The organism is Kitasatospora sp. MY 5-36, from assembly GCF_001182915.1.
Taxonomy (GTDB): domain Bacteria; phylum Actinomycetota; class Actinomycetes; order Streptomycetales; family Streptomycetaceae; genus Kitasatospora.
The window spans coordinates 19,050-34,268 of record NZ_LFVW01000017.1 but is presented as its reverse complement, the minus strand read 5'-3'; the positions used below and the strand labels follow the sequence as shown (position 1 = coordinate 34,268).

Below are 15,219 nucleotides of genomic sequence, written 5' to 3'. Positions count from 1 at the left end.
CGCCACCGAACCGTGCACCACCGTGCGCGGCCACTGCTCGGCCGCCGCCTCCGCCAGCACCGCGCCGGTGCCGCCCACCAGCACCCAGACCTCCCGCACCCCGCGCTCGGCGAGCCCCGCCAGCACCTGCGGCCACTGCTCACCGTCCGCGGCCGGCCACAGGCCCAGCACCTCGCGCCGGCCCTCGGTGGAGACCCCGAGCGCCAGGTGCACCAGCGGCCCGCCCGAGCGGCCGCTGCGCACCGAGTCGACGAAGACCACCGGGTAGACCGGATCGAGCCGCCGCCCGCGCCGCTCGGCGAGCTCGTCCAGCACCTGGTCGGTGATGGCCGAGACGGTCTCCCGGCTCAGCTCCACGCCGTACACCTCGGCCAGGTGCGCCACCAGCTCGCCCGAACTGAGGCCGCGCGCGGTCAGCGAGATCACCAGCCGGTCGAGCCCGGGCAGCCGCCGGGCGCGGGGGAGGACGGCCTTGGGGGTGAAGCTGCCCTCGCGGTCCCGGGGCACCCGCACCTCGACCGGGCCGATCTCGGTGAGCAGCCGTCTGGCCCGGGCGCCGTTGCGGCCGTTGCCGCCGGGACCGGAGCCGTTGCCGGTGCCGCTGCCGTTGCTGTTGCCGGAGCCGCGCAGGTGCTCCTGGAGTTCGAGCTCCAGGGCGCCCTCGATCAGCTGCTTGGCGAAGGCCTGGAGAATCCCGCCGTCGCCCAGCAGCCGGACCGCGCCGGAGCCGACCTGCGCGGCGGCGGCCTCCGCCAACTGCCGCACCAGGCGCTGGTCCACCAGGCCGGCGAGGGCGGCGGGCGGTGCCGCCGGGTCGGAATCAGCTCGCAACTGGGGGTGCCTTCCGTCTGTAGGCCGTTCCGTGCACCGACCGCCCGCTCCGGACGTCCCGTCGGAACGCCAGGTGCGATGCGCCGGCAATCCCCCGGTCACCGCTGCCGGGTACGGTCACGACCGTGACCCCGGCTCCCCGTTTGCGTGCACGCCCGACTACCGTCAGCCGATGATTTCCGCGCCCTTTGGGCGTACACTCACGGCTGTCGGAGCCCGGGGGGCGGCTTCCGAACGGCAGTCACTTCCATCTTGCCGGTTCGGATGCCTGGCGGTAGCCGGTACGGGCATTCGTGAAACCGCAATGCCGAAGCCGGAAGGATGCCCAGATGTGCCCAAGTCAGGACAACTGCGCGGAAAGGGGAACACCCCAGCTCTGCGACCGGGGCATCGAGTTCTACCGCACGGCGCTGGCCGAGGGGGAGGCGGTCGGCGAAGCCCCCGAATGCCTGCTCGCGATGGGTCTGCTGCGCCCGCTGCCCGGCTCCGGTGACCGGCTCGTCCCCGTCCCGCCCGACATCGCCGCCACCGGACTGGCGCGGCCGCTCGAACTCGCCGTACTGGCCCACCAGGAGCGGCTCGCCGCGCTGCACACCTCCTTCCACGCCGCCGAGCACACCTACCGCGACGTCATGCGGCGCGCCAAGTTGCCGATCCGGCTGCTGGCGGGCGAGGAGATCAACCCCGCGCTGGAGAAGGCCGTTGCCGCCTGCAGCGAGGAACTGCTCACCGCCCAGCCGGGCGGCGGCCGCGGCCCCGAGCAACTGGGCGACGCGCTCCCGCGCGACCTCGCCCTGGCCGGCCGCGGCGTGCGCCAACGCACCCTCTACCAGCACACCGTGCGCTCGCACGGCCCGACGCTGGCCTACATCGAGCAGGTCACCGCCCAGGGCGCCCAGGTGCGCACCCTGAACGAGGTCTTCGACCGGGTGATCATCTGCGACCGTTCCACCGCCTTCATCCCGGCCGGCGCCGACCGCCAGGCCGCCGCGATGCTCATCGAACTCCCGCCGCTGGTCGAGTACCTGCTCAAGATCTTCGAGCTGATGTGGGAGCGCGCCGAGCCCGTCACCTACCAGCAGGGCCACCACCGCCCCCGGCTGCTGACCGCCCGCACCCGGCAGAACGTGCTGCGCCTGATGGTCAACGGCTACACCGACGAGGCCATCGCCTCCCGCCTCGGCATGAGCACCCGCACCGTGTCCAGCCACATCCAGAAGGCCAGCGAACTCCTCGGCAGCCGCAGCCGCGGCCACCTCGGCTACATCATCGCCCGCCAGGGCGTCCTGGACGAACCCCTCGACGAACTCTGACCGGCCCGCGCGCCCGGCGCGTGAGCACGGTAGGGCAGTGGGCTCGGACAACGTGCCGTGCGTATGCTGACCGTCGTCTCCCGCCAGGGAGAGACGCGGCCGTCGGTACCCAGGGCCCCGGCCGCTGCCGAGTTCTCCGACGAGTACGAATGGTGATCATGGAAGCGTCCCGTCCCGACCGTTTGACCTGCCTCGCCGTGTGTGCCGGTGCGGGGGGCCTCGCGCTCGGTCTCGAACAAGCCGGGTTCGATCCGGTGTTGCTGCTCGACAACCGTCCGGTGGCCTGCGAGACGCTGCGGTCGAACCGCCCGGACTGGCACGTCCTCCGGACGGACCTCCTCGACTTCGTTCCGGAGGAGCACCAGGAGTGCTACGACGTGGACCTCCTGGCCGCCGGTCTGCCCCGGGTGAAGGCGAGCGCCGCGGTGAGGCGTGAGGACAGCGCGGAGGAGCTCCGGCTGCTCGATGCGACCGTCATGCTCCTGCACGGCGTGCAGCCCCGTGCCCTGCTCATCGAGAACCTCTCCGAGTTGGCCTCCAAGCCCGCGTACGAGTCCATCCGTTCGGAGGTCGAGACCGAACTCCGACACCTCGGGTACGAGTACGAGTGGTTCGTCGTCAACGCGAAGTGGCACGGCGTGCCTCAGGACCGCAAGCAGGGGATCCTGGTGGCGCTGAAGGAGGGCTCCATGCGTGACTTCGTGCCCCCGGCGCGGGACACCGAGCCACCGCTGACGGTGGGGGAGGCGTTGGGCGTCTCGATGGCCGCCCGCGGATGGCCGCACGCCGCGGCCTGGGCCGCACAGGCCGACGAGGTCGCCCCGACCCTGGTCGGGGGTTCCTGGAATCGCGGTGGGCCGGATCTGGGGCCGACCGGATCGAAGCGGTCCTGGGCCCGCATGCGGGTCAACGGCGGCACCGTCGCCAATGAGGTCCCCGGGCCCGAGGACCTCTGGGACCCGTCACCGGACGGCACGGACATGGTGAAGCTGACGGTCGAGCAGGCGGCGCGGCTGCAGGGCTTCCCCGAGGACTGGACCTTCGCCGGCGGCAAGACGGACCGCTACCGGCAGGTGGGCCACGCGTCACCGCCCCCGGTGGCCCGGGCCTTCGGTCTCGCGATCCGGGCCGCGCTGGGCAACCCGGCGCCGGTACCGTGCGACGGACGGTGAAGGGAGCCGTGCGGCGCTCGTGACACCGGGGCGGGACGGCACCGGCCGTGCCGTCCCGCCCTCGGCGCCCGGTGCTCAGCGGGTGAGCAGGTGCGCGAGGAACCCGATCGACGGGTCCTCCGGGGTGCCGACGAGCAGGGCCCGGTCGAGCAGGCCGTTGTTGTGCTCGCAACTGGTCTCCGGGAGCATCACGCAGGCGTGACAGGCGGCCAGATTGGTGCCACCCGCGCCGGAGACCTCGGTCTCGATGCACAGGGGGTCGGCGGAGCACCACTCGGCACGGTGGACGGCCGAGCTCACGGCCTGGGCCAGGCGGTCGATCTCGCCTTGGGCGACCAGGCCGCCGAGGCTGCCGGCCGAGTCACTGGTGGCCGTGTAGATCAGCACCCCGGCCATTTCGTCGCCCGAGTAGATCCGTTCGCGCAGCGACGCGGCCGGGTAGCCCGAGTCCAGACTCCATTCGTTGATCATCACGTGCGCGAAGGTGTGCAGCAGGGCCATGCGCGGCGTGGTGGGGGAGACCGGGACCCGGGCCGGGTCGGAGGCCCGTTCGGTGAGGACCCGCTGGTGGTGGTGCCGCATACGGGCCACCCGGTCGACGACGGCGGGCTGTTCGGCCCAGGCGTCCACCTGCTCCTCGTCGAACCGGAGGAACACCCCCTCGCCGTGGACCTCCATGGCGGGCAACCAGTCGGTGGGAGCGAGCGACAACTGCGCCTCGTGGCCCTCGGCGGAGGTCTCGGGATCGATGACCCGGGTGAAGGACTTCAGGGCGCGGACCTCGCGCAGTTTCTTCACCAGCATCGGGGTGACCAGGCCCAGCTCGGTCAGGGGCTTCTCGTCGCCGATCGGCGGCTCGCAGACGAACTGCTCGGTGTGGTGCCCGGATTCCTCCGGGTTGCCGGCACACAGACGCCGGTACTCCAGGTCGCGCAGGGCCCGGTAGCGCTGCTCCTGGTCCCGATCGGGGGTGTCCTCGGCGGAGGGGTCCTCGGCCTCCATCGCGGAGATCAGGTCCAGGACCTGCTGGGGACTCACCGGGGACGTGGACCCCTTGAAGATGTACTTCAGGTGGATCTCGATCTGGGCGAGGTCGGAACACGCGCGGAGATCGTCCCAGTGCTCGTCCAGGGCGTGCACCCGGGTGTCGCTCCACGGGGGGATGGACAGGGCCGAGCGCAGCACCGGCTGCCAGACGGAGGAGGAGCCGCGTTGGAGCGTCCGGGGCCTCCGGGAGCAGGGGATCCTGTCGGCCCCCTTCAGCCAGGGGCGATCGCCCGGACAGTCGAACCCCAGCTCCTTGAGGGCGCCGGCCCGGAAGGAGCCCTCCATGGACACCTCGGGCACGCCGCAGGAACAGGAGATCACGACGGAACGGAGCGAGGCGGTGCGTCCGGAGGACGTCAGGCTCATCCGACCGCCGCAGAAGCCGCTCTCGGCGCGCCGGCCCCGATGCAGCCACCGCCAGTACGGGAAGTCGGAGATGTGCCCGTCCTCGCAGGCGACCACGAACCGGGAGGGCACCAGCGGCTCGCCGCACTCGCCGCACTCGTTCCGTCCGGGCGGAGAGTTGAACTTCCGTACGTGGTCCAGCGCGTGGCACTCGGGGCAGTGGTGCCAGAGGGGGAAGCGGCGCACCCGGATGCCGTCGCGACTGCCGTCACCGGAAGCGGGCGGCAGACGGAAGTGCGTCACTCCCAGCACCCGGGCGAGACGGGGTTCGCGGATCACCGGGGCCTCGTCGCGCGGCCACTGGTCCGCCGCGCCGTCGATGCCCGAGACGATGAAGGACTCCTGTTCCACGGCGACCAACGAACCCACGCCGTAGGTGGTGATGGCCTGGGCCCGACGGACCGCGCCGCGCCGGGGCAGGTTGTGGGCCGGAGTCGTGGAGCCGGCGGTGCGCCGTCGACGGGACGGGGGCGGGGTCATCGGGATGCCTCCATGAACAGGGCGGACTCGGCGTCGACGTCGCGCAGGGACCACAGGGTCTCCCACGCCTCGACGTCCTCCAGGGCGTCGTCGTAGGGCTTGAGCAGCGAGGGGTTGGAACGCCCGCGCTTCGGTTCGTAGCACAGGTTGCCGTTCGCTTCGGCCTCCTCGTACCACCATCCGACGAACTCCTCGAAGGCCGCGTCGACGTGGTCGACCTCCTCCGGGGAGACGTTCGCGACCCGGTCGAGGATCAGCGGGCGGATCCGCTCCCGCAGTTCCTCGTGGAAGAGGTCGATCCGCCCCGCGTCCTCGTCCCTGCGGGCCGCCGGGATCAGGATGCGGGCCAGTGCGACGATCACCGCGTGCAGGCCACGGTCACGGGCCCGGGCCGAGAACGGCGTCACCGAGGTGGACTCGACCTCGCGGTAGAGCGCGGAGTGGAAGTGCTGGAAGTTCTCGTAGTGCGAACGGTCCCGGGAACGGCTCGAGTTGAGCATCACCGCGACCAGGCCCGGGTGGGCGCGGCCGACCCGGCTGGTGGCCTGGATGTACTCGGCGGTGGTCTGCGGCTGGCCCATGACGGCCATCAGACCGAGTCGGTCCACGTCCACGCCGACGGCGATCATGTTGGTGGCCAGCAGCACGTCCACCACGTCCGCCGTGTCACCGTCCGTCAGCCTGCGCTCGATCTGCTTCAGCCGGGCCGGGATCTCGCTGGCGTCCACCCGGCTGGTCAGCTCGGAGTAGTTGCCGACGGACCGCGGCTCGCTCCCGTCGCGTTCGGCCAGGTGCTCCAGATAGGCCACGACGTCGTCGTGGACCTGGAGTTCGGCGGCGGACAGCAGACGGAGGCTGTTGAAGTAGCCGACCAGGGTCCAGTAGGCGTCGCGCACCTCCTGGCGCGCGTCGGTCCGCAGTGCCTGGTGGAGCAGCGTGGCGTAGGTGCGGATCAGCAGGGTGGACTGGCTCGTGCCGGGGGTGAGCAGGCCCACGTAGCGGCGCGACGCCTTCTCGTTCGCCGGGGTCTCCACGGCGAACCACGAATCGCGGGCGTCCAGTCCGGCGGGCGGGAACTGCCGTACCTCGCGGGAGAACAGGGCCCTGCCCTGGTCGGCGGCCCGGCGGATGGTCGCGGTGGAGGCGATCACCTTGGGCCGCTCGGCGAGCACGTCGACGGCGGTCTCGTACAGGCCGGTCAGGGTGCCCAGCGGTCCGGAGATCAGGTGCAGCTCGTCCTGCACGATCAACTCCGGCGGAGGGGTGGAGTCCTGACGGTCCCGGTTGAAGAGGGCGGCGGTCTGTTCCCGCCAGGGCATCGAGGCGAACTTGTCGACGGTGGCGATCACCAGGGTGGGCCGGGCCGCGTACACCGCCTGGTCGATCAGGTGCACGGGCAGCCCGTCGGAGAACGCGCAGTCCGTGCCGGGGCAGCGCACGTCCATCCGCTTGGCCTCCTCGTCCACTGCGTAGCGGTGGGCGTCCAGGGCGGTCCCGCACCACGGACAGGCGTGCAACTGGACGGGATTCTCCGTCTGGAGCACCCGGCCGGAGCGGGCGGCGGCGAGCTGCCGGGAGGCCACCTCCAGGGTGTTCGGCGTGGCGGAGCGCCCCACCCACATGCCGATGGAGATCTCCTCGTGGCCCAGTTCCCCGGGGTTCTCCAGCCGCATCCGCTCCATGGCGCAGATCAGGATGGCGGCGCGCTCGAACTGCTGGAGGGTCAGCAGGCGCAGCGTGTAGCGCATCAGGACGGTGACCCCGCCGCCGGCCGGTCCGAGCCGCTTGCGGCGCAGGAAGGTGGTCAGGGCGATCAGGCCCAGGTACGCCTCGGTCTTGCCACCACCGGTGGGGAACCACAGCAGGTCGGACACACCCCGGTCGGGGTGTTCCGGGTCGTCCACCCCGGCCAGGCACAGCAGTACGAAGGCGATCTGGAACGGACGCCAGCGTGCCGTCGTCGGGTCGGGTTCGCCGATCCGGCCGCTCTTGACCCAGGCGGCCCGGGCCCGCTGGGTCGCCATCGCCCGGTTGGCCAGGCGGAACGCCCACATCAGGTCGGGTTTGTCGCGCAGCAGCGCGATGCCCCCCCGGATCCGTTCCAGGGCCTCGCGGCAGGCGCGGACCTGCTCGGCGGCGGCCGTCTCGTACGAGGTACCGGCGAGTTCGGCGGCTTCGTCCCGCTTCCGCTCGATCCACCGTTCGTAGCCGTCGGCCAGCCCGTCCAGCGCGGCGATCACTTCGGCGTCCCCGGCCTCGGCCAGGCCGAGCATGGTGAGGGCACTCGCGTCGATCGTCGGGTTGGAGTCGGTGAGCAGCACCTCGTGCGTGGGCACGAACTCGGTGCGCACCTCGCTCACTCCCGCCTGCATCACGTCGGTGAGGCCGATCGGGGGAGGGGTCCAGTCCCATACCGCCGCGCAGCCGTGGCCGGTGGCGAAGGTGGGGGCGTGCCGGTGCAGCAGCCTGCTGCTCTCCAGCTCGGGGTCCACGGCGGACAGCGCGGTCGGACGTTCCACGAACGCACTGGACCCGTCGGCGGCACGGACCGTCAGCCCGGCCTGGAACAGGGCGAAGGCGTCCTGGAGCTCCCGCTCGCCGACCCTCTGCTCGTTCACCAGGGTGACCGTGACGGTGACCGTGCCGGTCTCCTTCGACGGGCGGCGGACGTGCACGTCCAGCCGGACCGGTCGGTCGATCGGGTAGTAGTCGCCACGACGGTCCGGGAGGGCGAGGTCGATCGTGACGTCCGCCAGGTCGAGTTCCACCCGACGCCAGTGCTCCCGCTGGTCGGAGGTGGTGCGGGCCTCGCTGCGACGCGCCGAGACCTTGCGCCCTTCGGCGTCCTCCGGCTCGTACACGGCGGCACGGGCCGAGACCACGATCTCCCGGCACACGGTGGGGTCGACCGCGAAGGTCAGACCGACACTGGACGGCCGTCGACCGCCGGAGTCGTGGTGGTCGACGGACGGGCCGGACTCGTCGAGGCCGGCCGACCTGGGCAGGGGCTCCTCGTCGAGGCCGCTCTGTTCCTCGTCGTCCTCCTCGAGACGACGGCTCGCCGCGGCGTCCGCCGGGCGCGGGTAGAGCACGCCGATGGGATAGCGGGTGATCGGGGCGTCCTGGTCCAGGACCTCGGCCCGGTCCTCGGCGGAATCCCCGATGTCGGGGCCCAGCAGCTCCCGGCGGAGCCGGGACACCAGGTCCTCACGGACCCGGTAGTGCTCGGCGTGCCGCCCTGCGTGGATGGTCATTCCTGCTCCTCCTGGGTTCCGGTGGTGTGCCGGAACCGTCCGATTCCGCTGATGCGAGGGGCGATCCACACCCCGTGGTCGCCGAGGCCCGCGTTGGCCCCGGCGGCCGGACTGCCCGCGACCGACTCCAGGCAGTCGATGCGCAGACCGGAGATCTCCTCGGGCCAGCGGATCTCCCACGTGGAGCCGACCTTGAGGACGGAGTGCAACTGACTCCGGAAGACCTCGGAGGCGTCGCCGATCTCCCGCCCTTCGTGCAGCAGGGCGTACCGAGGGCTCTGCTCGGCGCCCATGGGGAGGGCGTCACGCAGCCGGAACGACACCGCGTCCCCCGGCCGTACCCGCTCCAGCAGGTAAGCCTGGGCGCCGGGGGCGTCACCGACGGCGTCGGCCGGTTCCAGGGCGTCCACGTCTCCGGCCCGCACTTCGATGCCGTCGCGCCGCCACTGCAGACGCTGGTTCGGGACTCCCCGGTACAGCCGGCCGGTCGGCTTGTGCCTGAGCACCGTCACCGTGTCAGGCGGGGCGACCCGGTACAGGTCCTCCCGCGCCCGGGTCATCGCCACGTAGAGCGCGCGGGCCTCGGCGGGAACGTCCGGTGCCTCGGTGCGGCGACGCAGTTCGGCGACGGTCGGCGGGTTGAGCACGATCACCCGGTCGAACTCCAGGCCCTTGGAGCGGTGCACCGTGGACACCACGAGCCGGGCCGGTTCCGGATCGGCCAACTCGTCCGGGAACCGGCGCTCCGCCACCAGACGGCGCAACCGCACCACGTCGAGGGTGCCCCGCCCGGCGCCGCGTGCCGCCGGGCGCAGGGAGCGCCACACCCGGTCGAGGTCGGTCTCCTCGGGCAGGGGGATCGCGGCGAGCAGGTCGCGCAGTCGCTCCTCGGCCAGGGTGGCGGCCGCGGTCCGACGCAGCACCTCGGCGACCCAGTACGGCACCGGCCGGTCCCGGAGCGGGCGGCGCAGGGCGTGCGGGACGCCCTGGGTGTGCAGCAGCTCCGAGACGACCAGAGCCTGCCGGTTGTCGCGGCACAGGATCGCGCAGGTGCCGGGGAACGACCGCAGCGTGTCCAGCGTGAACGAGTCGGTGAACGAGCCCAGGTCGGGCAGATCGAGCAGCAGCTCGCGCAGCTCCTCGTGGAGGCGTTCGGCGGCCGCGTCCGCGCCTTCGGGGGCGCTGCCGACGGCCTGGACGGCGGGGCCGAGCGGGAGCGCGGTGCGCGCCTCGGGGGTGACGGCCCGGAAGTTGCGGGTCAGTCGCAGCTCCTCCAGGTCGTCGGCATAGGAGATCCGCACCCAGCGGAGGAAGAGGTCGGCGCGATCGGCGTACTCCTCCGGGTCCTCGATCTGGAAGTCGTAGATCGCCTGGGCGGAGTCGCCGACCAGGGTGAACCCGCAGGAGTCCTGGAGCCGGTCGAGCAACGACTCCACCATCTCCCGGCGGGCGCCCACCAGGTCCTGCACCTCGTCGATGATCACGTGCGTGGGCGGGCCTGCCTCCAGGGACTCCAGCGCGCCCTTCTCGATCGCGTCGGTGGCCGCCCGGATCCGTTCGTCGAACGAGAGCGCCGACCACTCCCCGTCCGGGTGCGCCTGGAGCAGCAGGGAGTAGGCCCAGGAGTCGAAGGTCTGTACCCGTACCCGTCGCGCGTGTTCCCCGTGTCGGGCGATCCGGTCCCGCAGTTCCCGGACGGCGGCGCGGGAGAAGCTGAGGACCAGCAGCTCGGACGCCTCCAGCGCCTCGTCCGGGTCGGTGTGTCCGACGAGCGCGTCCATGCGGCGCACCAGGGTGTGGGTCTTGCCCGTCCCCGCTCCCGCGGTGACCAGCAGCCGGGTGTCCCACGGCCGGTCCACGACGGCCTGCTGTTCGGCGGTGAGGACGGGGCCGTCCTCGGGGTGGGTGGTCATCGGTTGCTCCACAGGTGCTCGAACTGCGTGAAGGCGAGGGCGGTGTCGAAGTTCCGGATGTTGTCGCGGACGTTGAGGATGAGGCAGGTGTCCTTGCCGCCGTTGCGGGGGCCGCGCAGACCGCGGCCGATCATCTGCTGGTACACGTTGGGGCTGTAGACGGGCCGGGCGACGACGACCGCGCGGGTGGCGGGGGCGTCGAAGCCCTGGGTGAGCACCCCGTAGTTGGTGAGCACGCGTACTCGGCCGTCACGGAAGTCCCGGATCCTGGAACGACGGTCGCTGTCGGAGGTGGTGGCGTCCACCGAGGAAGCCGAGATCCCGCGGTCCATCAGCATGGCCGCCAGGTACTTGGCGTGCTCCACGGAGGTGGCGAAGACCAGCACCGGCCAGTTCGCGTCCATGTCCGCGACCTCGTCGACGATGCGGCGGCTGCGGTCGTGGTCGTCGGCCAGACGCTGCTCGGCGGCCTTGGACAGCAGACTGAACTGCTCGGCGCTCTCCCGCTCCTGGCGCGACAGCTCGATGGTGCCGCCGGTCAGCTCCTTGTGCTCGACGTGTGCCAGTACACCGATCTCCTGGAGGTGGCCGTAGGCGTCGTCGGAGGGGAAGACGCCCTCGTCCAGCCGACGGGTGCCGAACCTGTTGACCAGCCGGCGGGTCTCCTCCTCGTTGTGGCCGCGGAACGGGGTGGCGGTGAGACCGAGGAGGTGCCGATCCGTCCGGTGCTGGGTCAGGCCGAGCAGGCTCAGGATCTCGGTGTAGCTCGGGCTGGTGGCCACGTGCGCCTCGTCCACCACCACCAGGGCGGCGGCCCGCAGCCAGGTGTAGCGGTCGGTGTCGAGGCACACCCGCAGCTTGGCGTCGGTGGCCACCACGAGCTGCGGCCCGTCGGTGACCGGGGCGGCCTCGTTCGAGGTCCACAGCCGGTTGATCGTCAGCCGCTCCTGCGCGCCGGCCTTGCTCCAGACGAACTGCCAGCTCTGCACGGCCTGTTCGCACAGTTCCTCGGTCTGGGCGATCCACAGGATCGGACCGTTCAGCTCACCGGCCTGCTTGACCCAACGGATGACGGCCTCGGCGGTGACCCGCGTCTTGCCGGCGCCGGTGGGCAGGGAGAGCATGGCGCGCTGCGGGGCGAGTCGGTCCAGCATCTCGAAGATGTTGAGGGCGAGACGTTCCTGGTACTCGTGCAGGCGGGGGAAGTCCCGGGGGCCGTCCACGGTCAGGCTCTGTTCGAGGGCCGGGGCCCGGTATCCGGCAAAGGGCGCGGGCAGGCCGAGATCGGCGACGAAGGAGACCGCCGCCGGGCCCCCGGTGTAGGAGGACGGGGCGCTCGGGAAGCGTTCCTGGATGTCGCGCGCATGGGTCTTGAGCACGCTGTCGCCGTGCGCGTTGAACGCCATCTGCGCGATCCGGCGACCGGTGGGCTCCGGCCCGTCCGGATCCTGGCGCTCGGCGTCCATGAGTCCTGAGGGGAGCCGGTCGCGCAGGGCCTCTGCACCGATCAGCAGTTCCAGCTTGGCCGTCACGTCCTCGGCCTCGCGGATCGCCTTGAGCGAGGAACGCACCTTCTCGTCCTGCTCCTGACGGACCTGCGCCTCCAGGAGCGCCCGGCAGCCGGACTCTCCCATCCGCAGACCCAACTCGCGGTCCACGGCCCGGAGCGTGCCCAGCCGGTCCAGCGAGTCCACGACCTTGATCACGTTGCCCTGGCGGGCGCTCGCCAGGGACTTCGCCCGGGCACCGTGCGGGGTACGGACGACCTCCTCCAGCGTGGAGCAGCGCAGCAGCGAGTAGGTGCCGACCGAGCCGCCCATCTTCTGCCGCAGCGTCGGGAACTCCTCGCCCAGCGGAACCGGCTCCACGCTCGACTCGTGCCGGGTCTCCCGGCTGACGACGTCGTCGTGGCGCAGCATGCCCCACTGCTCGACCATGAGGTCGGCGGACTCCCGGTCCGGCATCAGCAGCGCGGGCACCCGCTCGGCCTGCAAGGAGCGGTACTCCTCCGGGTTCGCGGCGACGGCGATCTCGCCGTCCGCCCGGGTGTCCCAGGCGTCGCCGATCCGGCAGCGGGTCAGCGAGTCCTCGGGGAAGGGGATCTCCAACCGGGTCAGCAGGGCGTAGGTGGAACCGACGAAGGTGTCGTCCTCGCTCTCCTGGAGCTTCTCCAGGAGCTGCTCCCACTGCTTCGTACGGACCTTCTCGACGCTGTCCGCGAGCCCGAGCTTCCGGGACTTCTCCTCGCTGATCGACGCCACCGGGAGCACATCACGGTAGCCGCCGAGCTGCGGTCCCACGGCTTCCTTGAGGGGCCTGAGGCCCTGGGACGTCTCGATCAGACCGTGCCGGGAGATCATCCACCGGATGGGGGACTGCACCGATCGACGGGAGTCGACCTGGGCCCCGATCTGCAGGGTCCAGTGCTCGACCAGCGCGTCCTCCGGCAGCGCCCGGACGAAGGCCGCGCGGGCCGGCTCCGAGAGCCGGGGCAGCAGGTGCAGTGGCCCACCGACAGGCGAACCGTCGATCCTGATCCTGGCCAGGGTCGGCCGACTCGCCCGGTCGTCGAGCGTACGGCAGTACGCCGCGTGCGCGGCGGCCCGGTACTCCTCGAACCAGGGCTCCTCCTCGGGCCTGTGCTTGCCGGTCGGGCGGTCCCGCAGGCCCAACTCGCGGAAGAATCCCGCGTCGTCGGAGTGGAAGCGCATGTCCACCGCGATCTCGGGGTCGCTCTCCGCGGTGACGACGACACCGGGCAGCATGCAGTCGCGCATGGTGTGGAAGCGGCCGTCCGCCGTCCGCACCATCAGCGTCTCCAGGGGCGCGTCCACCCGAGTGGTCACCTCATGGCCCACCACGGAGGCACCCGCCCGGTGGAAGAGCTCCCAGAACCGGTTCCACTCCTGCGGGCCGTACGAGCCGAAGCCCTGGTCGAGGACGCTCACGAAGCGCCCCCGGACGTCGGCTTCCTGGATGCCGAGGGCGGTGAGGGCGGAGTGCAGCGACGGGTCGTCGGACAGGGCGCGGTCCACGTAGACCAGCGACTCCCGCAGGCCGTCCTCCTCGGTGCGGCGGTACACCACGCTTCCCCGAGGGGCGACCAGGCCGTTCTCCTCGGTGAGCACGATCCTGGCCGTGCGGGCCTCCACGGCGCAGCCGGCGTTCGAAGCGATCATGTCGGCGACGATCCGGACGGCCGTCGCCGAAGCCTCGGCCGTGCCGTCGGAGACCAGCGCCTCGAGCCACTCGACGATCGAGGCCCGCTGCAGGCGGGCGGCGGCCAGGATGTGCTGGACCTTGCCCGTGCGCAGGTCGGTGGCCTCGGCCGAGGGGTGCACCCAGTCGCGAGGGCGCCCGGGGTACGCGTGCCAGGACCGAAGCCAGCGGTTGACCGCGGTGCCGTCCTTCCCCAGGTCCGGGTGGATGTTCAGGCTGCCGGGGACGCGCAGGACACCGTCCTGGTCGGGCAGCGACGGCCGCACCGCGGTGGTGGCCCAGATCTGCTCGGTGAGCAGCCGGTCGGCCCAACTGATCGTCTCCACGCCCTTGGAACGGCCCGGCAGCAGCGGGAGGTACGCGCCGGGGTCCTCCGCCGGCGCGAGTTCGGGCAGCGAGTCGACCACCAGGCCGGCGGCGGTCCGGATCATCTCGACGTTGAACGGCGAGGAGTCCAGCAGGTTCTGCCGGTCCTCGTTGGTCTTCCACGCCCCGTTCAGGATGCCGCTGAGGGTCATCTCGTACTTGGTCGGGAAGAACGACCAGAACCGGCCCCGCCCCTTGGCGTCGGCGTAGCCGAGCAGGCCGGTCCGCTCGTCCGTGTTGTAGGCCGGGACCGCCCAGGCCAGGTCGACGGTCAGCCGGTCGTGCAGCTCGCCCGCGTCGCGTCGGGCGACCTCGGTCGGTTCGTGGGTGCGGGTGAAGACCCGCCACTGCGAGGTCGCCGGCGGCTTGCCGACCCGTTCCTCCTGGATCGTGTGCAGGTTGCCGACCCGCTCGGCCTGGAGGGCCCGGCGCGCGATCGGGCGGGGCCGGCGGTCCTCCAGGACCACCTGGCCCACGTGCGGGGAGAACAGGTGGAAGCCGGACGGGAATTCCTCGCGGGTGTCGTGACCGGCGGTGCCCTGGTGGCCGTGCATGTCCTTGCCCAGCCGATCGGCGGCGCCGGGCAGCAGCGGGAGACGGACCACCGTGGTGGCCCACGCCAGCAGTTCGTCCAGCACCTGGTCCTTGAGGCGCTCGGCCGCCATGTCCAGCTCGCGGGCCATGCGCAGTACGGGTGCCTCGAACTCCGCGCCGAACCGCTCGCGCACCCCGGGCACGTTGCGGATCAGCTCGAACGACCAGGCCCGGTCGAAGCCGAAGCTGCCCTCGCGGCTGAAGAATTCGGGCGCGTCGGTCACCACCAGGACCGACTTCACCCCCACACCGAACCGGCCGATCTGCCCGCCGCGCTTGCGGGACGTGCTCATGCGCAGGATGGTCTCCGCGCCGTCGGGCGTCACCGGGTCGCCCTGGTTGGCGCAGTACAGATGGGTGCCGGTGAGGACGACGTGGATCCGGCCGCCGGGTTCGTCGCGCAGCTCGTCGGCCGCGTTCTGGACGAGTTCGAAGAGCTGCCGGTCGCCGTACCCGCCCTGGGTGATGCGGCGTTCGCCGTTGGCGTGTTCGGGGATCAGGCCCGGGTCGACGGCATAGGTCTCCAGGACACGGAGGGACTGCTCGACGACGGTGCGGATCACGGGGGACTGCGGGTCGGCCACGAATGGTTCCACTTCGGGTGCGGAGGAAAGGTGGGCGCGAG

Annotated in this window: 7 protein-coding genes; 2 read left to right on the top strand and 5 right to left on the bottom strand. The window is 71.8% G+C overall.

Annotation, left to right across the window (positions count from 1 at the left end; translation table 11 throughout):
• The coding region (locus AE652_RS01595) for a transposase (RefSeq protein ID WP_199823022.1) at nucleotides 1-831 on the bottom strand (831 nt) is incomplete at its 3' end.
• A 329-nt stretch (nucleotides 832-1,160) separates the two neighbouring features.
• On the opposite strand from AE652_RS01595, the gene AE652_RS47760 reads away from it, so the two are divergent.
• On the top strand, nucleotides 1,161-2,144 hold the full coding sequence (locus AE652_RS47760) for a LuxR C-terminal-related transcriptional regulator (RefSeq protein WP_049649231.1): 984 nt from the start codon (nucleotides 1,161-1,163) through the stop codon (nucleotides 2,142-2,144).
• 149 nt (nucleotides 2,145-2,293) lie between these two features.
• The gene (locus tag AE652_RS01585; protein WP_199823021.1) at nucleotides 2,294-3,316 is read left to right on the top strand and encodes a DNA cytosine methyltransferase; all 1,023 of its coding nucleotides are present in this window, start codon (nucleotides 2,294-2,296) and stop codon (nucleotides 3,314-3,316) included.
• A 75-nt stretch (nucleotides 3,317-3,391) separates the two neighbouring features.
• Here AE652_RS01585 and drmB read toward each other — a convergent pair whose 3' ends face one another.
• From drmB to AE652_RS01565, 4 genes are read right to left on the bottom strand one after another with little or no spacing between them, the layout of a single operon-like run.
• Nucleotides 3,392-5,248, bottom strand: coding sequence for a DUF1998 domain-containing protein (gene drmB, locus AE652_RS01580; protein ID WP_049649230.1), 1,857 nt, complete (start codon nucleotides 5,246-5,248; stop codon nucleotides 3,392-3,394).
• A complete protein-coding gene (locus AE652_RS01575; RefSeq protein WP_049649229.1) occupies nucleotides 5,245-8,502 on the bottom strand; it encodes a helicase-related protein in 3,258 nt (1,085 codons plus the stop codon). Before AE652_RS01575 ends, drmB begins: the two co-directional genes overlap by 4 nt.
• Entirely contained in the window at nucleotides 8,499-10,415 is a 1,917-nt protein-coding gene (locus AE652_RS01570; protein ID WP_049649228.1) for a UvrD-helicase domain-containing protein, read from the bottom strand. The genes AE652_RS01575 and AE652_RS01570 overlap by 4 nt, the downstream gene beginning before the upstream one ends.
• Nucleotides 10,412-15,178 (bottom strand): DEAD/DEAH box helicase, encoded by a 4,767-nt coding sequence (locus tag AE652_RS01565; RefSeq protein WP_049649227.1) that lies wholly within the window; start codon nucleotides 15,176-15,178, stop codon nucleotides 10,412-10,414. Before AE652_RS01565 ends, AE652_RS01570 begins: the two co-directional genes overlap by 4 nt.
• Nucleotides 15,179-15,219 lie beyond the last annotated feature (41 nt).